This window comes from Arenibacter nanhaiticus, from assembly GCF_900141935.1.
Taxonomy (GTDB): Bacteria; Bacteroidota; Bacteroidia; order Flavobacteriales; family Flavobacteriaceae; genus Arenibacter; species Arenibacter nanhaiticus.
On the sequence record NZ_FQYX01000001.1, the window covers coordinates 213,222 to 237,373 of the forward strand.

Annotated in this window: 21 protein-coding genes; 13 read left to right on the top strand and 8 right to left on the bottom strand. The window is 40.3% G+C overall.

All coding sequences use genetic code 11. The features are described 5' to 3' along the window. Window positions 1-100: 100 nt before the first annotated feature. Window positions 101-1,711 (top strand): S41 family peptidase, encoded by a 1,611-nt coding sequence (locus BUA16_RS00925; RefSeq protein WP_072762759.1) that lies wholly within the window; start codon window positions 101-103, stop codon window positions 1,709-1,711. Between the two features lie 7 nt (window positions 1,712-1,718). Here BUA16_RS00925 and BUA16_RS00930 read toward each other — a convergent pair whose 3' ends face one another. After that, window positions 1,719-1,922, bottom strand: a complete 204-nt coding sequence (locus BUA16_RS00930; RefSeq protein WP_072762760.1) for a DUF7536 family protein — start codon at window positions 1,920-1,922, stop codon at window positions 1,719-1,721. A 60-nt stretch (window positions 1,923-1,982) separates the two neighbouring features. Continuing rightward, window positions 1,983-2,561, bottom strand: coding sequence for a MarC family protein (locus BUA16_RS00935; protein WP_072762761.1), 579 nt, complete (start codon window positions 2,559-2,561; stop codon window positions 1,983-1,985). 145 nt (window positions 2,562-2,706) lie between these two features. Between BUA16_RS00935 and BUA16_RS00940 the strand changes: the two genes are divergently transcribed. Further along, complete coding sequence (locus BUA16_RS00940; protein ID WP_072762762.1) at window positions 2,707-3,279, top strand: DUF3109 family protein; 573 nt, start codon at window positions 2,707-2,709, stop codon at window positions 3,277-3,279. Here the strand turns inward: BUA16_RS00940 and BUA16_RS00945 are convergent. Then, window positions 3,269-5,269, bottom strand: coding sequence for a tetratricopeptide repeat-containing sensor histidine kinase (locus tag BUA16_RS00945; RefSeq protein WP_084668379.1), 2,001 nt, complete (start codon window positions 5,267-5,269; stop codon window positions 3,269-3,271). The genes BUA16_RS00940 and BUA16_RS00945 overlap by 11 nt on opposite strands. A gap of 7 nt (window positions 5,270-5,276) precedes the next feature. Further along, complete coding sequence (locus tag BUA16_RS00950; RefSeq protein WP_072762763.1) at window positions 5,277-6,011, bottom strand: LytR/AlgR family response regulator transcription factor; 735 nt, start codon at window positions 6,009-6,011, stop codon at window positions 5,277-5,279. Window positions 6,012-6,290: 279 nt separating this feature from the next. Here BUA16_RS00950 and BUA16_RS18550 point away from each other — a divergent pair, with 279 nt between their 5' ends. From BUA16_RS18550 to BUA16_RS00960, 3 genes are all read left to right on the top strand, one after another. Next, window positions 6,291-6,458, top strand: coding sequence for a hypothetical protein (locus BUA16_RS18550; RefSeq protein WP_178338827.1), 168 nt, complete (start codon window positions 6,291-6,293; stop codon window positions 6,456-6,458). 658 nt (window positions 6,459-7,116) lie between these two features. Then, complete coding sequence (locus tag BUA16_RS00955; protein ID WP_072762764.1) at window positions 7,117-8,103, top strand: ribonucleotide-diphosphate reductase subunit beta; 987 nt, start codon at window positions 7,117-7,119, stop codon at window positions 8,101-8,103. Window positions 8,104-8,243: 140 nt separating this feature from the next. Continuing rightward, the gene (locus BUA16_RS00960; protein ID WP_072762765.1) at window positions 8,244-10,691 is read left to right on the top strand and encodes a ribonucleoside-diphosphate reductase subunit alpha; all 2,448 of its coding nucleotides are present in this window, start codon (window positions 8,244-8,246) and stop codon (window positions 10,689-10,691) included. A gap of 653 nt (window positions 10,692-11,344) precedes the next feature. Here BUA16_RS00960 and BUA16_RS00965 read toward each other — a convergent pair. From BUA16_RS00965 to BUA16_RS00975, 3 genes are read right to left on the bottom strand one after another with little or no spacing between them, the layout of a single operon-like run. After that, window positions 11,345-12,265, bottom strand: coding sequence for a hydroxypyruvate isomerase family protein (locus tag BUA16_RS00965; RefSeq protein WP_072762766.1), 921 nt, complete (start codon window positions 12,263-12,265; stop codon window positions 11,345-11,347). Between the two features lie 12 nt (window positions 12,266-12,277). Next, window positions 12,278-12,925 (bottom strand): gluconate 2-dehydrogenase subunit 3 family protein, encoded by a 648-nt coding sequence (locus BUA16_RS00970; protein WP_072762767.1) that lies wholly within the window; start codon window positions 12,923-12,925, stop codon window positions 12,278-12,280. Continuing rightward, the gene (locus tag BUA16_RS00975; RefSeq protein WP_072762768.1) at window positions 12,925-14,637 is read right to left on the bottom strand and encodes a GMC oxidoreductase; all 1,713 of its coding nucleotides are present in this window, start codon (window positions 14,635-14,637) and stop codon (window positions 12,925-12,927) included. The genes BUA16_RS00970 and BUA16_RS00975 overlap by 1 nt, the downstream gene beginning before the upstream one ends. Before the next feature lie 135 nt (window positions 14,638-14,772). On the opposite strand from BUA16_RS00975, the gene BUA16_RS00980 reads away from it, so the two are divergent. The 3 genes from BUA16_RS00980 (at window position 14,773) to BUA16_RS00990 (ending at window position 18,569) form a co-directional block, all read left to right on the top strand. Next, the gene (locus tag BUA16_RS00980) at window positions 14,773-15,762 is read left to right on the top strand and encodes a sugar phosphate isomerase/epimerase family protein (protein WP_072762769.1); all 990 of its coding nucleotides are present in this window, start codon (window positions 14,773-14,775) and stop codon (window positions 15,760-15,762) included. A gap of 422 nt (window positions 15,763-16,184) precedes the next feature. Continuing rightward, entirely contained in the window at window positions 16,185-17,414 is a 1,230-nt protein-coding gene (locus BUA16_RS00985; protein ID WP_072762770.1) for an MFS transporter, read from the top strand. A gap of 18 nt (window positions 17,415-17,432) precedes the next feature. Next, complete coding sequence (locus tag BUA16_RS00990) at window positions 17,433-18,569, top strand: Gfo/Idh/MocA family protein (RefSeq protein WP_072762771.1); 1,137 nt, start codon at window positions 17,433-17,435, stop codon at window positions 18,567-18,569. A gap of 77 nt (window positions 18,570-18,646) precedes the next feature. Here the strand turns inward: BUA16_RS00990 and BUA16_RS00995 are convergent, their stop codons facing one another. Next, window positions 18,647-19,105 (bottom strand): ASCH domain-containing protein, encoded by a 459-nt coding sequence (locus BUA16_RS00995; protein ID WP_072762772.1) that lies wholly within the window; start codon window positions 19,103-19,105, stop codon window positions 18,647-18,649. A gap of 496 nt (window positions 19,106-19,601) precedes the next feature. Here BUA16_RS00995 and BUA16_RS01000 point away from each other — a divergent pair, with 496 nt between their 5' ends. From BUA16_RS01000 to gmk, 5 genes are all read left to right on the top strand, one after another. Then, complete coding sequence (locus tag BUA16_RS01000; protein ID WP_072762773.1) at window positions 19,602-20,654, top strand: sugar phosphate isomerase/epimerase family protein; 1,053 nt, start codon at window positions 19,602-19,604, stop codon at window positions 20,652-20,654. Between the two features lie 21 nt (window positions 20,655-20,675). Beyond that, window positions 20,676-21,434 (top strand): 3-keto-disaccharide hydrolase, encoded by a 759-nt coding sequence (locus BUA16_RS01005; protein ID WP_072762774.1) that lies wholly within the window; start codon window positions 20,676-20,678, stop codon window positions 21,432-21,434. Between the two features lie 26 nt (window positions 21,435-21,460). Then, a complete protein-coding gene (locus BUA16_RS01010; RefSeq protein WP_072762775.1) occupies window positions 21,461-22,276 on the top strand; it encodes a 3-keto-disaccharide hydrolase in 816 nt (271 codons plus the stop codon). 430 nt (window positions 22,277-22,706) lie between these two features. Further along, window positions 22,707-23,564, top strand: coding sequence for a YicC/YloC family endoribonuclease (locus tag BUA16_RS01015; RefSeq protein WP_072762776.1), 858 nt, complete (start codon window positions 22,707-22,709; stop codon window positions 23,562-23,564). After that, the gene (gmk, locus tag BUA16_RS01020) at window positions 23,564-24,145 is read left to right on the top strand and encodes a guanylate kinase (RefSeq protein ID WP_072762777.1); all 582 of its coding nucleotides are present in this window, start codon (window positions 23,564-23,566) and stop codon (window positions 24,143-24,145) included. Before BUA16_RS01015 ends, gmk begins: the two co-directional genes overlap by 1 nt. The last annotated feature ends 7 nt before the right edge of the window (window positions 24,146-24,152 follow it).

A 24,152-nucleotide genomic window follows, 5' to 3' on the forward strand; every position in this document is an offset into this window, starting at 1 on the left:
TACTGAACTGTAGGAGGCCACAGCATCCGAAAAGGCGTATAGAAATATCCGTATTCCTTGCTAGATGGCCGTACTTGGCCAATAATAAAAAAGTAAACAGATGAAAAAGAAAAGCTCATATCTATGGCCTACCATAATTGCCGCATCCATGGCTGTGGGCATATTTGTGGGAGGCAAGCTTAATTTTAACGATTCGCCGGAGAAACTGTTTACGACCAACTCCAAAAAAGATAAGCTCAACAGATTAATAGATTATATAGATTACGAGTATGTAGATGAGATCAATACGGATAGTATTGTAGATATTACCGTAAACAATATCCTAGAGAAATTAGACCCGCATTCCGTTTATATTCCCAAACAGGAAATGGATAAGGTGGCCGAGAACATGAAGGGCGACTTTGTAGGAATAGGGGTTAGTTTTTATATGTACAAGGATACTATTTCTATCATCAGGGCAATAGAAAACGGACCTAGTTTTTTAAAGGGATTAAAGGCGGGAGACCGTATCTTGATGGCGGATAAGGACACCTTATTTGGAGAGCGTATTCCCAATGATGTTATCATTGAAAAGCTTAAAGGGGAAAAAGGAAGTCCCGTAGAATTGCAGGTATACCGCAAGGAAGACAAACGATTCTTCAGGGTGAACGTAAAACGCGATGTTGTCCCCATAAAAAGTGTCGATGCCTATTATATGTTAAGTCCAGCCATGGGCTATATTAAAGTGAACAGGTTTGCAGAAACCACTTTTAAAGAATTTAAGACCGCTCTGGAAAAACTGCGGGCCCTAGGGGCTCAAAAACTGACCTTGGACCTTAGGGATAACCCCGGAGGGTACTTGGGGATTGCCGAGCAAATGGCCGATGAATTCTTATCGGAAGGCAAGCTTATTCTGTTTACCAAAAACAAGAAGGGAAAGGTCGATAAGGTTTTTGCAACCAAAAAGGGAGATTTTGAGGACAAGCCGGTGTATGTGTTGATCAATGAGCGCTCGGCATCGGCGAGCGAAATTATAGCCGGATCCTTGCAAGACAACGACCTAGGAACCATTGTAGGGCGTAGGTCTTTTGGAAAAGGCTTGGTGCAGCGCGAAATGGATTTGGGCGATGGCTCTGCTATTCGATTGACCGTGTCTAGGTATTATACCCCAACCGGACGATCGATCCAAAAATCATATGCCAACGGGAATAGGGATTATTATCAAAGATTTACCGAACGCTTTCACAGTGGAGAGCTTTTTTCCGTAGATAGTATTAAGTTGGCCGATTCCTTGAAGTTTAAAACCCCAAAAGGCAAAGTGGTTTACGGAGGCGGGGGGATTATTCCCGATGTTTTTGTGCCAATACAAAATTATGAGACCCTAGCCTGGGAAAATTTGGAAAATGGAGGTCTTTTTTCCCGCTTTATCTTTGAACATTTGGATGAAAATAGAGCCCAGTATGCAGCGTACTCCAAAGAAGCATTCATAAAAGACTTCAAAGTAGATGATGTGCTATTTGGGTTGTTCTCCCATTATTGTATTTCCAATAATTTGAACATGGACCTGTCTGCCTACCAAAAGAAAATAAAACTCTTTTTAAAGGCTTCTTTAGCAGAGCAATTGTTCGATGCCAATACCTATGCCGAAATTAAGAGCCAAGGCGATGCCATGTTGCAAAAGGTATTGGAGCTAGATAAGGAAGCTAGTACGCTGAGCGAACCTGAAAAATAGAAAAGGACTAATCCTCTTCTACCTTTTTTTGGATCTTCTTAGCGGTCGTATAAATTAATAAGAGTAGAATGGCACAAAAAGAAGCCGCTATGCCTATTAGAGCTATGGTACTGTCTCCTTGAAAAGGATTACTGAAATCTACTATGGTTACATTATAAGCTATGATAGCGATCGCTATTCCAATCAGGACAATGGTGACTACTTTGTTCATTTGAATTCTTTTTTATGCCTAAGTAATTATCTGTTTAATTCTTGTAGACGAAAAATACGGTTAAAATAATTGATTGATATTGGCGGTGAACAATTTTACGGCAATTGCCAATAAGATAACCCCAAATATTTTACGAATTACGTTAAGTCCGTTTTTTCCCAACAGTCTTTCTATCTTACTGGAAGACTTTAATACAAAGTATACAAAAATAACATTTATTACAATGGCTACAATAATATTCTCTACGTAGTATTCTGCCCGTAACGAAAGCAGGGTGGTTACGGTACCGGCACCCGCAATCAGGGGGAATGCAATAGGGACAATAGAGGCGGTTTCGGCCTCGTCGTCCTTGTAAAGGGTTACCCCTAAAACCATTTCGATCGCCAAAAAGAAAATAATAAATGCCCCGGCAACGGCGAAGGAGTTCACATCTATTCCGATAAGTTTTAATATTTCTTCTCCAACAAACAAAAAGGCAACCATTATAAAGGCAGAAACCACAGAAGCTTTTCCAGATTCTATATGGCCTACTTTGTTTCTTAGATTGATGATAATAGGGATGCTTCCAACAATATCGATGACAGCAAAAAGTACCATGCTTGCAGTGACTATTTCCCTTAAATTAAAATGTAAATCCATTGATTTTTAAAAAGATAGTGGTTCGATCAGCCGTATATCAGTGGGCTAAGATTAGGCAAATTTACGGTTTATTGGGAGCTTTTGAATCAATTAAAAGAAAAATTAATCCAACGAAAGAATTATCTTTGCAGCTTAAATCAGTATTATGTTCCAGTTAGGGAAAACAATAGTATCCGAAGAAATCATAGAAAATGATTTTGTGTGTAATTTAAATGCTTGCAAAGGGGCGTGTTGTGTCGATGGTGATGCCGGGGCACCCCTAGAAGATAAGGAGACCGAGATATTAGTGGATATCTACAGTAAGGTAAAACCGTTCTTACGCCCAGAAGGGATCGCTGAAATAGAAAAACAAGGTGCCTTTATCCGAGGCGAGGACGGGGAGTGGGAAACTCCTTTAGTGAACGGAAGCGAATGTGCTTATGTGACCTTTTCGGATAACGGTACCGCAAAATGTGGCTTGGAAGAAGCCTACGATCAAGGGGTTACCAATTGGAAAAAACCGGTGTCCTGCCATATGTACCCTGTTCGTGTTCGTGAATATACAGAGCTTACCGCTGTCAATTACCACAAATGGGAAATCTGCGACGCTGCATGTTCCTTGGGCGGCGAACTTAAGGTTCCTGTATATAAGTTTGTCAAAGAAGCCTTAATTAGAAAGTTCGGTAAAAAATGGTATGCCGATTTAGAAAAAATTGCCGAAGAGCATTCTAATGGGTAGGGATGTGTAGGACAACTTCGGTGCTCCAGGCCCTATCTGTACGGTAAAGGTCTAAAATTTCTACCTGAAAGGAATTTTGGTAGTCCTTGGAAAAATTAGCAAGGCGTTGCTTGGTGATATCGATCCCAATCGATTTTCGCTTTAGGGACTTGTTTTTTTTGATTTTTTCCGAAGCTTCACGGCCTACGCCATTGTCTTTTATGCTAATCTTTATAAAATCTTTGTTCTCTTGGGTTACCGACAGCGCTATATGCTTTTCGCCTTCCTTGGAAGAGAGGCCATGCCATAGGGCGTTTTCTAAAAATGGCTGAAGAATCAAAGAGGGTATCTTAATGGTATGGGGATCTAGGTTTGGATCTAAATGAACCTTGAAATGTATTTCGTTGGAAAATCGGATGTTCTCTATATTCATATAGAGGGCGATGGTGTCTAGTTCATCGGCCAAAGAAATTTCTTTTAGGGAAGACGATTCCAGAATTTTTCGGATCAATTTGGAAAATTTATTGAGGTAGTGTACCGCATTCTTTTTTTCGTTGTTGATGATGTATAGTTTAATGGAATTTAGGGTATTGAATAGGAAGTGGGGGTTCATTTGGCTGCGAAGCATACTTCGCTCCAAGGTTAAAATTTGTTTATCGTTCTTTAATTGTTTCTGACGGTATAAGATATACAGTATAAACATCAATAAAGCCAAAACAATAATACTAATGATCAGGGTGTTTTTGTTCCTGCGCAGCCTTAGGTTTATTATTTCGTTTTCTTTGGCCAAGGAGGTTATTTCATTCTCCTTTTTTTCAGTCTCGTATTTTATGATCAGATCGTTTGTATAGCGTTGGTTCACCTCGTTGTTTATTTCCTTGTGCAGACTGTCTGCTTTCACATAAAATTCCAAGGCCTTTTTGTAATTGCCCTTATTCTTGTACAATTCTGAAAGAAAATTATTGGCTTCGGACGCAAAAAAAGGAAAATGGAAATCGTTGGCAAGTTGCAAGCCTGCGAAAAGGTGGGTTTCTGCCTTTTTAAGTTGGTTTAGTTTCATAAGGGCCGATCCCATATTGATGTGAATAGCGGTGATAATATGTTTGTCGCCCAATGCTTCGGCGGCTTGTAAATTTGGGGTCAGCAGTGCTAATGCCTCACTTAATTTCTGTTGTTTAATAAAGATCCTTGCAATGCTATTGTTGCATATGATCTTGCCTTTGATATTTTCTATTTCTTGGTTGTAACCAAGGGAAGATCGATAATGTTCCAACGCTTCTATAAACAGCCCTTTGTTTTCGAGGCATTCGCCTATGTTTTGGTGGCTGATGGCCAGTCCTAGTGAATTGTGGAGTTGGAGTTCTAATTCCATCGATTTTTTGTATTGGGCAATGGCTATGTCGTATTGTCCCAGGGTTTGGTATAGGTTGCCAATCCCATTTAAAGATACATTTCTGCTTCTTTTGATGCTATTGGAAGGGTGTGGTACGGCCTCGGCCAAGTTTAGGGCTTCCTGATGATATTCCAGGGCGGTTTTAATGGCGTCTATTCTGCGATAAACCACCCCCAACATGTTAAGGCTAAATATTTTAAACTCTACATTTTTGGCGTCCATGGCAGCTTTTAAGGCCTTTTCATGGTATTCAAGGGCCTTGTTGAACCTAGAAATATTGCGGTATTTTCTCCCTATTTGGTTAAGGGCATAGGACTGGCCTACATAGTATTTTTCTTGGGCAGCAATGCGGTTCACATACCGCATATAAGTGGTGTCATTTCTTTTTGGTTTTAAAATGGCATCTATTTCTTCATAGGATTGAGGAGCCACTGTAACCAGGGTGGAGGTAAGTTTTTTAAAAGCATCTGGAATTTCTTGGGCATATAGGTGTGGCCATGGGAATAGGGCAAAACATAATAGAAAACTGCCCCTTAGAAAACTGCCCCTTAGAATACGCGCCCCAAAATATCGCCTGTACCATTCTTGTAAGCTTATAAAACGGGGGCGATTTATCATGAATAATTTAAATTAAATCTAGAAAATCGGATTTCTTTTGTCTGGAAACCGGAATTTTATGGTTCGACTCCAATACCAAATACCCGTCTGTTTTAAAAAACTCCTTTATTTTATGAAGGTTGATGATAAAAGAATTGTGAACCCTGAAAAAAATGCTTTTAGGGAGAATTTCATTGACCTCCTTTAGTTTCTTGGTAAGCACAATTTTCTGGCCGTCGGTTAAAAACAAGGTACTGTAATTACCATCAGATTCGGCAAACAGGATCTCATCACTTTGTAAAAACAACAATTTTCCGTCGGTGTTGATAGTGATTTTCTTTTGGTTGGTTTCGGCATTAATTTTCAATATCATTTTTTCCAACTTTTTGCTGTTGTAGGCTCGTTGGTTGAATTTCTTGATTTTTGTGATCGTTTCTTTTAAATCGTCCGTATCTATTGGTTTTAACAGGTAATCTAAAGCTTCGTTCTTTAGGGCTTTTATAGCGTATTGGTTGTAAGCAGTAGTGATAATTACCGGGAAGTCTTTATGGTGTAGTTTTTGGATGAACTGAAATCCGTCCATGGTAGGCATTTCTATGTCTAGAAACAAACAGTCGGGTCTGTGTTTCTCTAAATATAAAAGCGCCTGAAATGGGTCAGTAAAGGTAGCTACTACTTTTATTTCCTTATTAAAATTGGTCAATTCCCAAGAAAGACTTTGCAGGGCCTTTATCTCGTCGTCTACTAACACTGCTTCTAACATAGTATAAGAAATATAGATAAAAATAGAAACATTGTGTAGGAGTGGCTTGTAAATATGACCAATGGAATAAAAAGGCGGTTAAAAGGTAATTATTGATCATAAATGCACAGTTTTACAGCTGTTTAGGCGTTGTTTTGTAAGGAAAAACCAATTACACAAGAATTATTACCGATTATACAATTGTTATTCAGCAGTTTGAAGGAATGCTATACTTTTAATCTCGCCCCGAATTTTTCTTACAGAACTGACGAGATCATTAATGCTTTAAAATGTAAGATTATGAGAAAATGTTTTGTTTATTTTATTGTTTTATTGATAGTATTATTTGTATCGGTGTGGATAGAAAGAAAAGACACCTCAACAAGGGAAGGGGAGTTGGTAGAACATAAACTCAATTTGGAGGTCAATGATTCCTTAAATCCGATTCATAAGACTAGGGAGAATTAAAACAAGCAGCATTCAGGAATAAGATTTCAGATGTTTTTAAAGGGAGCCATTGGGAATGTTGCAAACGAATAGAGGAATAAAAAACGTATAAATGAAATGAAAATTAAACTGCCAAAGTAAGTATGATACTTAAGATGTGTTGAAAAAGAACATGATGTTGCAATGCAACTAACCACTAGATGAAAATTTGATATTTGAAAATTCAACCAACTCGTTGGTGTCGGATCGTTCAGTATGTTAGGTTTCGGGGGAACTACCTAATATGTGTACATCCGACTCTAGGAATTGAAAATTTCAGCACCTCAAAGGAAAGGGTACTCTTTGGCAGTATTTTTTTAAACCATTTTAATCAAATTGATGGCCCTTACAAGGGGGCTTAAATTAAACCAAGAAGTATATTCAACTATACTTCTTGGTTTATTTTTTTTGCCCTAAATCTAAAATACTGTTAAAACCATTTTTTTTAAAAAAAGCTAATAGCCGCTGAGCCTAACAAACATCAAGGGAGCCTTAGATGTAAACATTTTCTGTTAAAAACTTATTGCCCTAATTGCAAAATAAGCTTTAGTTATTGCCGGTATTTTACAATCTTTGCGGGTTCCTAGTGAGGGTAGGATAACACCCTGGTTTTAAGAATATTTTAATTCAAAAAAGATATATGTCAGTAGCTATCGAACCTATTCTGCAAGAAAATGTCAACAGATTCGTGATTTTTCCAATTAAACATCACGATCTATGGGAATGGTACAAAAAGTGTGAGGCCAGTTTTTGGACGGCTGAAGAAATAGATCTTCATACGGACCTACACGATTGGAACAATAAATTAAATAGCGATGAACGTTATTTCATAAAGCACATATTGGCTTTCTTCGCGGCTTCTGACGGAATTGTAAATGAAAATTTGGCCGAGAACTTTGTGAGCGAAGTTCAGTATGCAGAAGCCAAATTTTTCTACGGTTTCCAAATCATGATGGAAAATATTCATTCGGAAACCTATTCCTTGCTCATAGATACCTATGTAAAGGACGAGAAGGAAAAAGACCTGTTGTTTAACGCCATCGAAAATTTCCCGGCCATCAAGAAAAAGGCCGACTGGGCATTGAAATGGATCGAATCGCCAAGTTTTGCCGAACGCTTAATAGCGTTCGCTGCTGTAGAAGGTATTTTCTTCTCTGGAGCTTTTTGTTCTATTTTCTGGCTTAAGAAAAGGGGCCTAATGCCAGGACTGACCTTCTCTAACGAGCTAATCTCTAGGGACGAAGGAATGCATTGCGATTTTGCAGTACACCTTCACAACCATCACCTGATCAATAAAGTGCCAAAATCTCGTATTACCGATATCTTGGTGGATGCCTTAAATATAGAAAGAGAGTTTATTACCGAATCGCTTCCAGCAAGCCTTATCGGAATGAACTCAAAATTAATGACGCAGTATTTAGAGTTCGTAACCGACCGTTTATTGGTAGAGCTAGGATGTGATAAAGTGTACAATTCTACCAATCCGTTCGACTTTATGGATATGATTTCCCTACAAGGGAAAACCAATTTCTTTGAGAAAAGAGTGGCAGAATACCAAAAAGCAGGAGTTGTGAAAAAAGACAATGATGAGGATGCTCAAAAAATAAGCTTCGACGCCGATTTTTAGTATTTAACTTCAACGATCATAGTGCTAAATCCCCTTTGGGTTATAAGGGGATTTTTATGCCGATAACATTAAGTGTTAATAAAATTAACATAATGTAGTGAGTAGCCCAAAGCAAGGTATCATTTAAAAAATTGTAGCAAATGTACGTAGTAAAAAGAGATGGTAGAAAAGAGCTGATGATGTTCGATAAGATCACGGCTAGAGTAAGAAAATTATGTTATGGCCTTAATGACCTAGTAGACCCTTTAAAGGTTGCCATGAGGGTTATTGAAGGTCTATATGATGGGGTTACCACTTCGGAACTGGATAATTTGGCAGCCGAGATTGCGGCAACCATGACCACTTCCCATCCTGATTATGCAAAATTGGCCGCCCGTATTTCAGTGTCCAACTTACATAAGAACACTAAAAAATCCTTCTCTGATACAATGAAGGATCTTTACGAATATGTAAACCCAAGAACAGGGAAAAAAGCCCCCTTGTTATCCGATGAAGTGTACCAAGTAATCATGGAGAATTCCGAGAAATTAGATTCTACCATCATTTATAACCGAGATTTTGGCTACGATTATTTCGGATTTAAAACCTTGGAGCGCTCTTATTTGTTAAAATTAAGCGGCAAGATCGCAGAACGTCCACAGCATATGTTAATGCGTGTTGCTATTGGGATTCACCTAAACGATTTAGACGCGGCTATAGAGACCTATGAGCTGATGTCCAAAAAGTATTTTACCCATGCGACCCCAACATTGTTCAATTCTGGGACGCCAAAACCACAAATGTCTTCCTGCTTTTTATTGGCTATGAAAGACGATAGTATCGATGGTATTTATGATACTTTAAAACAAACAGCCAAAATTTCACAGTCGGCCGGAGGAATAGGATTATCTATCCACAATGTACGTGCTACCGGGTCTTATATTGCCGGCACTAACGGTACCTCTAACGGTATTGTACCAATGTTACAGGTGTTTAACGATACCGCCCGATATGTAGATCAAGGTGGCGGAAAACGAAAAGGAAGCTTTGCTATTTATGTAGAGCCATGGCATGCCGATATCTTTGAGTTTTTAGATTTAAAGAAAAACCACGGGAAGGAAGAAATGCGTGCCCGCGATCTTTTTTATGCCATGTGGATTCCGGATTTGTTCATGAAAAGGGTAGAAAACAACGATACTTGGACCCTTATGTGTCCAAATGAATGCCCAAGCCTTTTCGAAATTCACGGAGAAGAATTTGAAGCATTGTACCTAAAATACGAAGCCGAAAACAAAGGCCGTAAAACGGTAAAGGCCCGCGATCTTTGGGAGAAGATATTAGAATCTCAAATTGAAACCGGAACACCATATATGCTGTACAAGGATGCAGCAAACCGCAAGAGCAACCAAAAGAACCTAGGAACCATTCGCTCGTCTAACTTATGTACGGAGATTATGGAATATACCTCCCCGGATGAGGTGGCCGTATGTAACTTGGCTTCCATTGCCTTGCCAATGTTTGTGAAGAACGGAGAGTTCGATCACAAAGAACTCTATAAGGTAACCAAACGCGTAACCCGTAACTTAAACCGCGTTATCGATAGAAACTACTATCCGGTAAAAGAAGCCGAAAACTCTAACCTGCGCCATAGACCTATTGGTCTTGGGGTACAAGGATTGGCCGACGCTTTCATCATGTTGCGATTGCCTTTTACAAGCGATGCCGCCAAGGCATTGAACCAGGAAATCTTTGAGACCATGTACTTTGCGGCAGTTACTGCTTCCATGGAGATGGCCAAAGAAGAAGGTACCTATTCAACTTATGAAAACTCTCCAATCTCGAAAGGCGAATTTCAACATAACCTTTGGGGAATAAACGATGAGGAGCTGTCCGGAAGATGGGATTGGGCCAAATTGCGTAAAGAAGTCGTTAAAAATGGCGTTAGAAACTCCCTATTGGTGGCCCCAATGCCAACCGCTTCTACGTCTCAAATCTTAGGAAATAACGAATGTTTTGAGCCCTATACTTCCAATATTTATACCCGTAGGGTGTTGTCTGGTGAGTTTATCGTTGTCAACAAGCATCTGTTGGAAGATTTAGTAGAACTAGGACTTTGGAACGAGAATTTAAAGCAAGAATTAATGCGCGCCAATGGTTCTATCCAGCATATCGACGGTATACCTCAAGATATTAAGGAACTGTACAAGACGGTCTGGGAATTGAGTATGAAAGATATTATAGACATGTCTAGACAGCGTGGTTATTTCATCGACCAAAGTCAGTCCCTAAACCTGTTTATGGAGAATGCGAATTATTCCAAGCTTACCTCCATGCACTTTTATGCTTGGAAAAGCGGACTTAAGACTGGGATGTATTATTTAAGGACCAAAGCTGCTGCCGATGCCATTAAGTTTACGGTAGATAACAGTAAAAAGTCCGAACCGGTAGTTGCGGCGGCACCAGTAGCCCAAGCAGTGCCTGTACAGGCGCCAACGGCAAAAACTACAGATATGGAGGTGCAGCCATTGACGGCCGCCGAAATGAAAGAGTTAATTGCCAAGGCCAAAGAAGGTCAGGCAGACGACGATTGCCTAATGTGCGGATCTTAAATTCTCGCATTTAGCCATCATATAATATAAACCTCGAGGATTTTTCTTCGAGGTTTTTTTGTGCCGAATAGGCTGAAAAGAACAAATAAACGCTTGGAAAAAGTACGATTGTTTAGTGTGGGGCGTTCCCCTAAAGGGTCGCTCTTTCCGCTATATCTTTTTTAAACGGCCCCTGGCCCCTAAAAAAGGATGCCGCTGCAATAGCTAACGCGAATTCAGTGAACAATGATCAATTGGAGGATAGAAAAGAGAGAAGAGAAAAAAAGACTGTATAAATGTAAGGGAGTATTCGGAGAGTGAAGGTTAATTTCAATTCATAGGACCGAAGGACCAAAACATCGATTTGCATTTTGTCGTGAGGGACAGGGATTCAATGAATGCTGATCTGGGAAGTTCAAGTGAACAGTAAACAGTACCTCCCCGGCCTAATTTCGGGACTACCTATCAAAATGACTATTGCTAAATGTTATAGAAATACATTCTTGTTCAAAAGAGAAAAGGAATGGTCAGCAACCCCACTGCCCATGTGCTGCAAAAGCTTGGTGCAAGCCGCAACGGGCTAGGGGACAAGACAAAAAAAGCGCCCCATTTTCCTTTTAATTCGGAATATGGAGCGCAATTATATTATTTATAAAGGTTGGTCGAGACTATTTCTACATAAAATTATCAACTTCTTTATAGGCATTTATTACAGCCAATTCGCCTTCTTTATGAGGTCTAGAATTGCCGTGTTCCATCCCTAGAATACCGTTAAAGCCTTTGTCTTTTATAAACTTAAAGACATTGCGGTAGTTTATCTCTCCCGTGGTAGGTTCTTTACGCCCGGGATTATCGCCTATTTGTATATAGGCAATTTCGTCCCAACTGGCTTCCATATTCGGAATGAGGTTGCCTTCCTGAATCTGTTGGTGGTAGATATCGAACAAGATCTTACAGGCAGGAGAATCTACCGCCTTACAAATCTCATAGGCCTGTGGCGAATCTGTGAGGAAAAGTCCTGGGTGATCCCTAAAGTTTAAGGGTTCTAAAACCATGGTCAAGCCATGGGGTTCCAAAATGGCCGAGGCCTGTTTTAAACTTTCAATGACATTGGCCTGCTGGTAACCAGGCTGTAGCCGTAAATCTACATGGCCGGGTACAACGGTCATCCATTTCGCATTGACGCGTTTGGCAACTTCTACCGATTGGCGGATATAGTCCAGAAATTCGGCTCGTTTGTCCTTGTTTCCAGAGGCCAGGTTAGGTTCTTTCCAATAGATTTCATGGGCCACAAATACGCCCATTTCTATCCCTCTATCCTGCATGGTCTTTGCCATTTTCTCTTGTAGGGAAACGGCACGTCCGCGCATCCCATTGTCTTCAAAGGCCGTAAAACCTTGGTCGGCCATAAAGTTCAATTGATCTATGGGGTCCTTACCGGCATGTTGTTGAAACATGCCCAAATGTGGGGCATATTTTAAATTAAAGCTGTGTTTCGCCTTTCTGAGCTCTGGCATGCCATAGGCCATAGACCCTGTAAGACCTATGGCGCCGCTAGAAAGGGCGGTTTTCTGAATAAAATCGCGTCTTTTCAATGTCTTTTCCTATTAAATTGACCAGGCTTTGCCCTGGGTTAACTCATTTAAATCGCCACAGCTAATATATTCACCGGGGACCGGCAAATAGGCAAGCACATTTTCGCCAACATATTCCGAGGATTTATAGGCCCAAATAGTCAAACCTCTATGGTTATTGGCAAAAGCAAACCTAGATAGTTCATCGTCTAGTTCGGCAGCCTTACCTTCTTTAATCGCTTCCGTATAGGAGGAGATCAGTTCCATATTATTAATCTCTTCTTCCTTGGTTATTTTTAGGGCTTTGGCCAAAATCGGTTCTAGATCGGCAGGCTCTAGTTCGGCCATGGTTTCCTTTTTAGAATCTACCAGGGCTTTTTCCAAAAACTTGCCCATGCTCATTTTAAAAATAGCTTGTTGCTCCGGTTCCATCACCTCCTGGGCAAAACGGTCTATAAAGATATGTACGTTTACCTCGGTGGCGGAAGGGGTATCGGTTTTGGGCAATATGATATCTACCAAGTGGGCAAGAGCATTTCCTGCGTCTTGGCTAAGGAAGGTCGGTGTCCATGTAATGGCCTTCTCTTGTTTACAACTTTGTACCAGGCTTAATAGGGTTGGGGTTGCTACAACATACCCTAGGGTCAAGCCCATGTTTCTGAGTGCTTTTCTTCTATCCATTATAAGGTTCCTTTTTTAAGTTCTTTTGCGGCGTGGTTGGCAGCTCTTGCGGTAAAGGCCATGTAAGTAAGGGAAGGGTTTACACAACTGGCAGAAGTCATAAAAGCCCCATCGGTTACATATACATTTGGTACGGCGTGTACTTGGTTATAGCCGTTAAGTACAGATGTTTTAGGATCTCTACCCATTCGCGCGGTACCCATTTCATGGATCCCCAATCCAAGGGCACCCGGATTGTCATAGGCCTTTACGTCCCTCATTCCTGCCTTGGTAAGCATGTCTACGGCATTCTGTTTCATGTCTTCGCGCATCTTCCATTCGTTTTCCTTGAACTCCGCGTCAAAGGTTACTGTAGGCAAGCCCCAGTCGTCCAATTTGTCGTAGTCTAAGGTCATTCTGTTTTCTTGGTATGGCAACACTTCTCCAAAGCCCATCATTCCAAAGGTCCATCCCCCCGGCTTTAAGATCGCCTCTTTTAAGTCCTTGCCATACGATAGTTCTGCGACAGACTCTTCCCAATCACCTCTGCTGGCTCCCCCCTGATAGCCAAAACCACGGAGGTAATCCTTTGTATCCGAATCGCCGCCTAAATTTTTAAACCTGGGAATATAGATCCCATTGGGTTTTCTTCCTTTGTAGTACTTGTCTTCAAAGCCATCAAATTTCCCCGAAGCTCCAACACCTAAATGGTGGTCCATAATGTTTCTTCCCAATTGGTCAGAATCGTTGCCCAATCCGTTAGGAAAACGATCAGATTTGGACTGCATTAAGATAGAGGTAGAGGCAATGGCAGAAGCACATAAGAAAATAACTTTAGCTTTAAACTCAAAGGTTTCTTTGGTTACACGGTCTATTACCTTCACCCCTGTTGCCTTTTTAGTATTTGGATCGTAAATAACCTCGGTCACAATAGAATCTGGTCTAAGGGTCATGTTGCCGGTCCGTTCCGCAGCGGGCAGGGTAGAAGAAAGGCTGCTGAAGTAAGCTCCAAAAGGACAACCGCGCATACAGCGGTTTCTGTACTGGCACTTGCTTCTTCCTTCAAATTCCTTGTTGCCGGTGATATGGGCAACACGGCCCGCGGTAACGACTCTCCCGTCAAAATTTTCAGCAACTTTTTCCCGGAAATGCTGTTCCACACAGTTCAGTTCCATCATCGGCAAAAATTGGCCATCGGGCAATTGTGGCAATCCTAAGTTTTCGCCACAAACCCCTATATAGGATTCTACCTTGTCGTACCAAGGAGCAATGTCCTTATAACGAACAGGCCAGTCTACGGCAATGCCTTCTTTTTTATTGGCCTCAAAATCCATCTCGCTCCAGCGGTAGCTATGGCGCCCCCACTGTAGGGAACGGCCCCCGAGGTGGTACCCTCTCATCCAGTCAAAACGCTTGGTTTCGTTATAGGGGTGTTCTAGGTCGTTGACAAACCACTGGTTGTGTTGGGCTTTTACGGTATATCCCGTCCTTGCTTGTTTTAGTTGTTTTGCTTTTTCTTCTCTAGACAACTCGCCATTATTAGGAAAATCCCAGTCGTCCATATTCGCTGTCGTATAATCATTGATGTGGGTCACCATTCTTCCTCGTTCCAAAACCAAGGTTTTTAAGCCGTTTTCACATAATTCTTTGGCGGCCCAACCTCCGCTGATGCCCGTGCCCACTACGATTGCGTCGTAGCTCTCCTGCTCTTCGTTATAATAAAATTTGCTCATCTAGAAAATTGTTTAGTTAATAAATTTATTAAATATAGAATTAATTATCTACATTTAAACCTTATATTTCTTGATAATACAACACTATAACGTTGTAGTTGCTCATAATCGTTAAATTAATTATTACACAAAAAAATGAATCGTAAAAGTTTAAAAGTCAACGGATTTAAGGCGCTTTTGGCCTTGTTGTTAATCGGAGGAGTTTCTTGTAAAGAGGCCCCAAAAGAACAGTCTAAGGAAGTTGCTGCTGAAAAAATAGCAGACAATGCCGAAACACCTTTTTTTAAATTGTCTTTGGCCCAATGGTCCATGCATAGAATGATTTCAAGTGGCGAGGTTGATCCTTACTCCTTTGCAGAAAAAGCTAAGGAATGGGGCTTTACCGGATTGGAATATGTTAGCGGATTGTACTATAAGGAGTTAAAAGCGGCTAATTTTTCTGAGGAAGCTATGGCGGCCTTTGTAGAAAAAAGTAATGCCGAAAGTAAAAAGCACGGAATGCAAAACGTTTTGATCATGATCGATGGTCAAGGAGATCTTGCTACGCCTAATGCTGCCAAAAGAAAAGAAGCGGTAGAAAACCATTACAAATGGGTCGATGCGGCTGCTGCTATGGGATGTCATTCTATTAGAGTGAACCTTGCAGGAACAAACAAACCAGAAGAGTGGATTGCAAGTTCTGTAGATGGTCTAACGCAGTTGGCTACGTATGCCAAAGAGAAAAACATCAACATTTTGGTAGAAAACCATGGAGGTCTTTCTTCTGATGCTTCAAAATTGGCCGAAGTAATGAGCAAAGTAAATATGGATAACTGTGGTACGCTACCAGATTTCGGGAATTTCTGTGTAGAAAGAGACCAAACAGGTTGTACCAAAGAATATGATTACTACAAGGGTGTAAGCGAGTTAATGCCTTATGCTAAAGCAGTAAGTGCAAAATCGCATGATTTCGATGCCGAAGGTAACGAGGTGAAATTAGATTATGCTAAACTTCTTAAGGTCGTAAAAGACGCTGGGTATACTGGGTATATTGGAGTTGAATACGAAGGAGGAAGATTGAGTGAAGAAGAAGGTATTATAGCTACTAGAGATTTATTGGTAAAGGCCGCTAAAACTCTTAAATAAGCCTTCAGATTTTGAAGCGATATTTTTAAATCGGTTTTTTGACCCCAATTAATATTGGGGTCAAAAAACCGATTCATCTTTATAAGGACAAACAACTGGGCTAAGGTCAATGTCCTTATAAAGAACACCCAAAAGGTTATTAATTGCTATGCAAAGCGAATTAGGAGGCAAGTACAGGATTCCAATGATTTATTTATCAAAATGAAATCAATATTTTTGGAATTATGATAGATGTTGATACTTTTGATCCTAGTTCGAAAGATGCATATTGAGTTATTGATATATCCAGAATCTTAAAAGGAGATATATTAATTTTGGGGAGACATCCTTCAACGAGTGGTAGGATCCAAATAAAAAAAGTAGTAGATACACTTTTTTTATTTGGACATATTTTTAAAAACGATAAACATATCTAGAAAAGCATGAAACTAAAGATTAAAATGCAATTGTCATTTATGATGTTCCTCGAGTTTTTTATTTGGGGAGGATGGTTTGTAACCTTGGGAACATTTTTAGACAAAAACCTAAGTGCCAATGGCGGAGAAATAGGGATGGCCTTCTCTACCCAATCTTGGGGAGCCATTATAGCTCCTTTTATTATTGGATTGATAGCAGACCGTTATTTTAATGCAGAGCGCATATTAGGAGTCTTGCATCTTCTGGGAGCAGTACTAATGTATCAAATGTATACCGCCGTCGATTTTGAAAGCTTTTATCCCTATGTATTGGGGTATATGATTTTATATATGCCAACCTTGGCCTTGGTAAACTCCATTTCCTTTAACCAAATGAAAAATCCAGCCAAGGAATTTTCATTTATTAGGGTGTTCGGAACCATTGGATGGATCATAGCCGGACTGATCATTAGTTATGTTTTTCTTTGGGATTCTGAAGCATCTAGAGAGGCCGGAATGTTAAAAAACACATTCTTAATGGTGTCTATTGCTTCTTTATTGTTGGGTCTATTTAGTTTTACACTTCCTAAGACTCCTCCGGTAGTAGCAAAAGACGAAAAGGTTTCTATAGGTAGTATTCTAGGGCTAGACGCCTTAAAGCTGTTAAAGGACAGAAACTTTTTAATCTTCTTTATATCTTCTATCCTTATCTGTATTCCATTGGCATTTTATTACCAAAATGCAAATCCGTTCTTATCGGAAATAGGGGTGGATAACCCAACAGGGAAAATGACTATAGGACAGGGGTCAGAAGTGTTGTTTATGTTATTATTGCCATTCTTTTTTAAGAGATTTGGTTTTAAAAAGACCCTGATCGCAGGTATGTTGGCCTGGACGGTAAGATACCTTCTATTTGCCTATGGAAATGAAGGGGATTTGGCCTTTATGCTTATCTTGGGGATTGCATTGCACGGAATTTGTTACGATTTCTTCTTTGTTTCTGGTCAGATATATACCGATTCCAAGGCAGGGGAAAAATATAAGAGTGCAGCTCAAGGGTTAATCACCTTGGCGACCTATGGGGTAGGAATGTTGATAGGGTTCTGGATCGCAGGAAAAGTCTCCGATATTTATTTGGTGAGTCCAGGGGTTCACGATTGGGAAAATATTTGGATCTTCCCGGCTGTTTTTGCTTTCGGGGTGATGATTCTGTTCACCATATTTTTCAAAAATGTTGAAGTAGAGTATAAAGAGTAATTTAGAAAGAATAAGATTATGAGTAAAAAAATTAAATTAGGTATTTTAGGAGGAGGAGGAGACTCCCTGATCGGAGTGCTACATAGAGTGGCTTCCTTTATTAATGATAATTATCAAATTGTAGGAGCTGTTTTTAATCCGAATTTCGAGGATAATATGGCTTTTGCAAAACAAATAGACATCCCTACCGATCGTATTTATAAGGATTTTGACACCTTGATCGAAGAGGAGTTGAAGTTGCCAAAAGAAGATCGTATTCAGGTCTGTTCTGTACTAACACCCAACTTTTTGCACTTCCCAATGGTGAAAAAGTTATTGGAAAACGGGTTTAATGTTATCTGCGAAAAACCGATGACGACCACCTATGAGGAAGCCAAAATATTACAGGCTACCATGGAAAAGTCTAAGACGGTATTTGCCCTTACCCATACCTATACGGGCTACCCAATGGTACGTCAAATGAGGGAGATGGTGAAGGCCGGCGCAATAGGAAAGGTTCACAAGGTCGATGCTAGTTACTACCAAGGCTGGATAAATCCTATTATTCACGACAAAGAGAAACGTGCTTCTACTTGGAGGTTAGATCCTAAAAAAGCCGGAATCAGTTGTTGTATTGCCGATATTGGGGTACATGCCTTTAATATGATTGAGTATACTACCGGGTTAAGAATAAAATCTATCCTGGCCGATTTTAATTATGTGTACGATGACAACCCAATGGATGTTGACGGAACGGTATTGGTACGTATGGACAAACACGTAAAAGGGTTGATAAGGTCTAGCCAGATTGCTACCGGAGAAGAAAACGGTCTTTCCATTGCTATTTATGGCGATAAAGGCGGATTGCGATGGGAACAAGAAAGCCCTAACCAATTATTCGTCCTAAGTGACGATAAGCCTTTGCAAGTATACAAGCCAGGGCATGGTTATAATTCAGAATTGTCTTTGGGAGGGACCAAATTGCCTCCAGGGCATCCTGAAGGAATCTTTGATGCTATGGCCAATATCTATTTGGGCGTAGCCAGAGCTGTTCGTGGAGAAGCTTATAACGATGGTGAATTCCCTACCATGCTGGACGGTGTCCGAGGAATGGATTTCATAGAAAGCACAGTGGCTTCCAATAAACAAGGAAATGTGTGGGTAGACCTACACTAAAAGCTATACCGCTTAATTTTTAAATAAATAAGGCCGTCTGTACAGACGGCCTTATTGCATATTGGACCTATAGAGCGTTAAAATACTTTTTCGAACTCTTGGCAAACGACAATCATACTCTCCTTCGGGACTTTATTAAAGGGTTTCAATTCTTCAGAAAATCGCTCCCAAGTGGCCTTTTTCCATGCTTCTAAACTGTGATCGTCTATGGCTTCTTTTAAGGCGTAGTCCTTAGTGATGCTATAAAAAGGTTTTAACTGTACCGCAGTAGTCCTTACAATACATTGAGCCTTTCCTTCCCAATTAGTTATCACCATAAAGGATCCGATTTTTGGCAAAGACTCCTTACGGTGTTGTAGCCCTAGAAGGGAATAGGTGGTCGCTTTTTTAATTTGGTCAAGGACAAGGGCGGTACTCCTATTGGCTTCTAATTCAGTATTGCAAAAGTGTAATACTTTTGGGGGGTCTACAAAAGCGTATTGCAGGTGGGCGTCCAAAAAATCGCCCCACATATGTCTGGCCGAACTGTTTTCCATTAAGAAGATTTACATTAATTAATAATTTCTTATGTTATTTGATCCATACCATTAGCTGTTTTTTTATTTAAATTTAAGCTATCATGGTATTTCGAACTTATAAGCGGCAATGACTCTTAACTTCTATGTTCTCAATAAACAAGCAGTGGAAAAACGATGGTTTCGAGGCCGATCCGATGGTTGTTCCCGTATTCCTGTTGCTTATTCATTAGGTTATATTCTTATATTTCTATAGTAATTCCTATATTTATAACGTCTCTCCATTTGGGGGTATTTTGAAAGCTATTGATTTTAAATATAAGGTTTATTTTTTGATCTTATCAAGACAGATTTTCACATGTTCTATTCATAATACTAATGATTTAATTTTTTTGGATAGATTTCAATAATAGTGTACATATAAAATGGGATTAATTCTATAACAATATGGTCTAGGCCATGGGATGTAGTACCCCTATAGCAATACAAACGTTAATTATAACAATAAATTATATAGATGAAAACAATTAAGGGGCCTGCGGTTTTTTTAGCACAATTTGTAGACGATAAAGCACCGTTTAATTCTTTGGATGGCATTTGTAAATGGGCATCCGACTTAGGGTATAAAGGTATACAAATACCTACATGGGTCGACTATCTTATAGATTTGGACAAGGCGGCAGAAAGCCAGACGTATTGTGACGAACTAAAGGGAAAGGTAAATTCGTATGGTTTGGAAATCACGGAACTTTCTACCCACCTTCAAGGTCAATTGGTCGCGGTACACCCTGCATATGATCTAATGTTCGATAATTTTGCGCCAGATGCGGTAAAGAACAATCCAAAGGCACGTACGGAGTGGGCGGTAGAAGTGGTAAAAAAGGCAGCAACGGCCAGTAGGAGGTTGGGGATTACTGCCCACGCAACCTTTTCTGGGTCTTTGCTATGGCATACCATGCACCCTTGGCCACAACGTCCTGCAGGTTTGGTAGAAATGGGCTTCGAGGAATTGGCAAAGAGATGGTTGCCGATCTTGGATCACTTCGATAAGGAAGGTGTTGATGTCTGTTATGAAATACACCCAGGAGAAGACCTTCATGACGGGGATACCTTTGAGCGCTTTTTAGCAGCGACAGGAAACCACAAAAGGGTGAATATTTTGTACGATCCAAGTCACTTTGTATTGCAACAATTAGATTACATCACCTATATAGACCACTACCACGAATTCATTAAGTCGTTCCACGTAAAAGATTCCGAATTTAATCCAACTGGGAAAAAAGGTGCTTTTGGTGGCTATAACGACTGGAGCGATCGCGCTGGGAGATACCGCTCTTTAGGAGATGGTCAAATAGATTTTAAGACCATATTCTCTAAATTGACACAATACGGATGTGATGTTTGGGCCGTAATGGAATGGGAGTGCTGTATTAAGAGTCCGGAACAAGGCGCTAGGGAAGGGGCCAAGTTTATTCAGGACCATATTATCGAAGCAACACAAAAAACCTTTGACGATTTTGCCGGAGGGGAAATAGATAAAAATGTATTAAAGAAAATACTTGGACTTTAATTAACCTCTAACATAAGCGACATGAAAAATTTATGGATAACAGCTTTCGTAGCGATATTGACAATAGGCTGCAAAGAAAAGACAACGAACGCTCCTAAGGAGCAGCCCATGGAGAACGCCAATACAGAAATGTCAACAAAGCCCGATCAAGGAGAGTGGAAGGTTCTCTTTGATGGGACTAATTTTGACGCCTGGAAAGGGTATGGGCAAGAGGGTGTAGAAGATGCCTGGAAGATAGAAGAGGGGGCCATGGTTTTTTATCCTCCCAAGGAGCGTAAAGAAGGCGCCAATTACAACCTGGTATCCAAGGAAGAGTTTCGCAATTTTGTGTTGTCCATAGATTGGAAAATATCCGAAGGAGGTAACAGTGGTGTTTTTTGGGGTGTTAGGGAAATACCTAGCCTTTCCGAAGCCTACCAGTCCGGTCCGGAGATTCAGGTGCTGGATAACGAAAAACATCCAGATGCCAAAAACGGGACTACCCACCAAGCAGGTGCGCTTTACGATATGATAGCCCCTAGTAAGGACGTAACAAACCCGGTAGGAGAGTGGAATACCTTTGTGATAACGGTAAACCACAATGCCAACCAGGGAAGCGTGGTGCTTAACGGTGAAGTTATCGTAGAATTCCCGGTAAATGGGGAGCCATGGAATGAAATGGTAGAGAAATCTAAATTCAAAGGCTGGGAGCATTTCGGGAAATATGCCACCGGAAAAATAGGGCTACAAGACCATGGGGATATAGTTTCTTTTAAAAATATTAAAATAAAAAGTCTATAAACTGTATTGACCTCTAATAAAAAATAATGAAACAAATCTATTTTATTGCCTGTGCCTTAGTCGTTTTTTCTTGTAAGGAAAAGGAGTATAAAGCAGCTGGCAACGCCAAGGAATTGGCCGAAGCTGTCCATACCGATAAAGAGCATAAGGGCGAAGAACCCACGACTCCTGAAGGGACTGAATTTTATGAGCCGGTTCCGCCGAAGGTGCAGCCAGGAGCCAAAATTAACGAAGCCCCAAGCGATGCTATTGTACTTTTTAATGGGGAAAGCCTAGATCAGTGGGTAAGTGCCAAAGATGGTAGCTCGGCCAAGTGGCACCTAAATAAGGACGGAAGTATGACCGTGAACGATAAATCCGGCGATATACAGACGAAACAAGAATTTGGTAGCGTACAATTGCATGTCGAATGGAAATCTCCGGCAGACATTCAAGGTGAAAAGCAAAGTAGGGCCAATAGCGGGGTGTTTTTACAAGGCTTGTACGAAGTACAGATATTAGACAACAACAATAACGATACCTATGTAAACGGGCAGGTAGGGGCTATCTATAAGCAGCATGTGCCTTTAGCGATGGCATCGGTCCCTAGTGGCGAATGGAATACCTATGATATTATTTATCACGCCCCAGAGTTTAATGCGGAAGGTGAAAAAATAAAATCGGGAACCCTTACACTTCTACATAACGGTGTCTTGGTACAAGACCATGTAGAAATTAAAGGAACTACCCCATATATTGGATGGCCTAAAAATCCACCGCACGGCAAGGGTCCCATTAAATTGCAAGACCATGGTGATAATAGCCGTGTAAGCTATCGCAATATTTGGGTAAGGGAATTATAAGTTCCAAAGGTCTATTGCTAGAAACCATACGCCCTACTGTTTGTTTTTTTTAGATAATTTTGAAGTGTTTTTTAAAATTCGGGATCAAAAAAAATCTCCTTTTAGGTTATAGTACAGTAGGGCGTGTGGCAACTAGTAAGAATAAGAATGTTCGATTTTAAAAGTCTTCCAAAGCGCTTAACTTTAAAAACAACATAGCTGCCGATCATAGGGGCGGTAGGTCTTCTATAAGGAGGCTTGGCAAAGGGGCATTATCTTTTATGTTAGTTTGGAAAATATTGAAACTCAAGAACCCCAATAGAAAAGTCCGGAAATGCCCGAAAAACAAGCCGAAGATCTCTAAAGGGAGATATTTTACTTTTTTAGCCCTGATCCTTAAAAGTACAAAACCCTATTTTTATGTACCTTTGCCAAAATTTAAAGCAATTTTATGATTCAATCCATGACGGGTTTTGGAAAGCATGTAATACAACTTTCCACGAAGAAAATTACCATAGAGATTAAATCCCTTAATAGTAAAAGTCTCGATTTAAATGCCCGAATTCCATCGGCCTATAGAGAAAAGGAATTGGAATTACGCAGGACTATTGCGAATTCTTTGGAAAGGGGAAAAATAGATTTTGGACTGTATATTGAAAACACTGGAGGAGAAACTTCCTCTTTTGTCAATGAAGGAGTGGTACGCCAATATATGCAGCAATTAGGGAATATAGTACCTGGTAACGAAATGGGCTTGTTAGAAATTGCCATGCGTATGCCCGATACCATGAAAACCGAACGTGAAGACATCAATCCAGAGGAATACCTGGTGATTAAGGATACCTTGAGCAAGGCCTTGGAAGAAATAAATACCTTTAGAACGGAGGAAGGGAAAGTCTTGGAAGCGGACTTTTTAGCGAGGCTGGCAACATTAAACGACTTATTAGGACAAGTCGCAGCAATGGATCCAGATAGGCTTTTAACCGTTAGGGAGCGTTTGGAAAAGGCGGTATCAGATTTAAAAACAGAATTGGATGCCAACCGATTTGAGCAAGAGCTGATTTATTATTTGGAAAAATACGATATAACCGAAGAGAAGGTCCGTTTAAAAAATCACTTGGATTATTTTGGGAGTACCTTAAAGTCTGACGATTCTAACGGAAAGAAACTAGGGTTTATCAGTCAGGAAATCGGAAGGGAAATCAATACAATAGGATCAAAGGCCAACTTTGCGCCTATGCAGCAATTGGTGGTACAGATGAAAGACGAATTGGAAAAGATTAAGGAACAAATGTTGAATGTATTGTAATGGCAGGAGGTAAATTAATAATTTTTTCTGCCCCTTCTGGCAGTGGAAAAACAACCATAGTAAAGCATTTATTATCAAAGCCAGAGCTTAATTTGGCCTTTTCAATTTCGGCTACTTCCCGTCCTAGAAGAGGGAAAGAAAAGCACGGGGAACATTATTACTATATGTCCTTGTCCGAGTTTAAAAACCATATTAAGAACGATGACTTTTTAGAATGGGAAGAGGTATATCGCGATAATTTTTACGGTACCCTAAAAAGTGAGGTAGAACGTCTCTGGGCCGAAGGCAAGAATGTTATTTTTGATATAGACGTGGTCGGAGGATTGCGGATAAAAAAAACATTTCCTGACCAAACCTTGGCTGTTTTTGTAAAGCCGCCGAGTATTGACGAACTTAAGATCCGTTTAAAAAAGCGCAGTACCGAATCTGAGGATAAAATAAACATGCGTATTGCCAAGGCATCGGTTGAATTGGCTACCGCACCACAGTTCGATAGCATTATAAAAAATTACGATTTAGACACTGCCCTTGAGGAGGCCCATACGTTGGTGGCTGACTTTTTGGGTGTAGAAAAAAAATAATAATATA

Coding starts and splice junctions, on each gene's coding strand:
- BUA16_RS00925 (WP_072762759.1), top strand. CDS start 101: ATGAAAAAGAAAAGCTCATATCTATGGCCTACCATAATTGCCGCATCC.
- BUA16_RS00930 (WP_072762760.1), bottom strand. CDS start 1,922: ATGAACAAAGTAGTCACCATTGTCCTGATTGGAATAGCGATCGCTATC.
- BUA16_RS00935 (WP_072762761.1), bottom strand. CDS start 2,561: ATGGATTTACATTTTAATTTAAGGGAAATAGTCACTGCAAGCATGGTA.
- BUA16_RS00940 (WP_072762762.1), top strand. CDS start 2,707: ATGTTCCAGTTAGGGAAAACAATAGTATCCGAAGAAATCATAGAAAAT.
- BUA16_RS00945 (WP_084668379.1), bottom strand. CDS start 5,269: ATGATAAATCGCCCCCGTTTTATAAGCTTACAAGAATGGTACAGGCGA.
- BUA16_RS00950 (WP_072762763.1), bottom strand. CDS start 6,011: ATGTTAGAAGCAGTGTTAGTAGACGACGAGATAAAGGCCCTGCAAAGT.
- BUA16_RS18550 (WP_178338827.1), top strand. CDS start 6,291: ATGAGAAAATGTTTTGTTTATTTTATTGTTTTATTGATAGTATTATTT.
- BUA16_RS00955 (WP_072762764.1), top strand. CDS start 7,117: ATGTCAGTAGCTATCGAACCTATTCTGCAAGAAAATGTCAACAGATTC.
- BUA16_RS00960 (WP_072762765.1), top strand. CDS start 8,244: ATGTACGTAGTAAAAAGAGATGGTAGAAAAGAGCTGATGATGTTCGAT.
- BUA16_RS00970 (WP_072762767.1), bottom strand. CDS start 12,925: ATGGATAGAAGAAAAGCACTCAGAAACATGGGCTTGACCCTAGGGTAT.
- BUA16_RS00975 (WP_072762768.1), bottom strand. CDS start 14,637: ATGAGCAAATTTTATTATAACGAAGAGCAGGAGAGCTACGACGCAATC.
- BUA16_RS00980 (WP_072762769.1), top strand. CDS start 14,773: ATGAATCGTAAAAGTTTAAAAGTCAACGGATTTAAGGCGCTTTTGGCC.
- BUA16_RS00985 (WP_072762770.1), top strand. CDS start 16,185: ATGAAACTAAAGATTAAAATGCAATTGTCATTTATGATGTTCCTCGAG.
- BUA16_RS00990 (WP_072762771.1), top strand. CDS start 17,433: ATGAGTAAAAAAATTAAATTAGGTATTTTAGGAGGAGGAGGAGACTCC.
- BUA16_RS00995 (WP_072762772.1), bottom strand. CDS start 19,105: ATGGAAAACAGTTCGGCCAGACATATGTGGGGCGATTTTTTGGACGCC.
- BUA16_RS01000 (WP_072762773.1), top strand. CDS start 19,602: ATGAAAACAATTAAGGGGCCTGCGGTTTTTTTAGCACAATTTGTAGAC.
- BUA16_RS01005 (WP_072762774.1), top strand. CDS start 20,676: ATGAAAAATTTATGGATAACAGCTTTCGTAGCGATATTGACAATAGGC.
- BUA16_RS01010 (WP_072762775.1), top strand. CDS start 21,461: ATGAAACAAATCTATTTTATTGCCTGTGCCTTAGTCGTTTTTTCTTGT.
- BUA16_RS01015 (WP_072762776.1), top strand. CDS start 22,707: ATGATTCAATCCATGACGGGTTTTGGAAAGCATGTAATACAACTTTCC.
- gmk (WP_072762777.1), top strand. CDS start 23,564: ATGGCAGGAGGTAAATTAATAATTTTTTCTGCCCCTTCTGGCAGTGGA.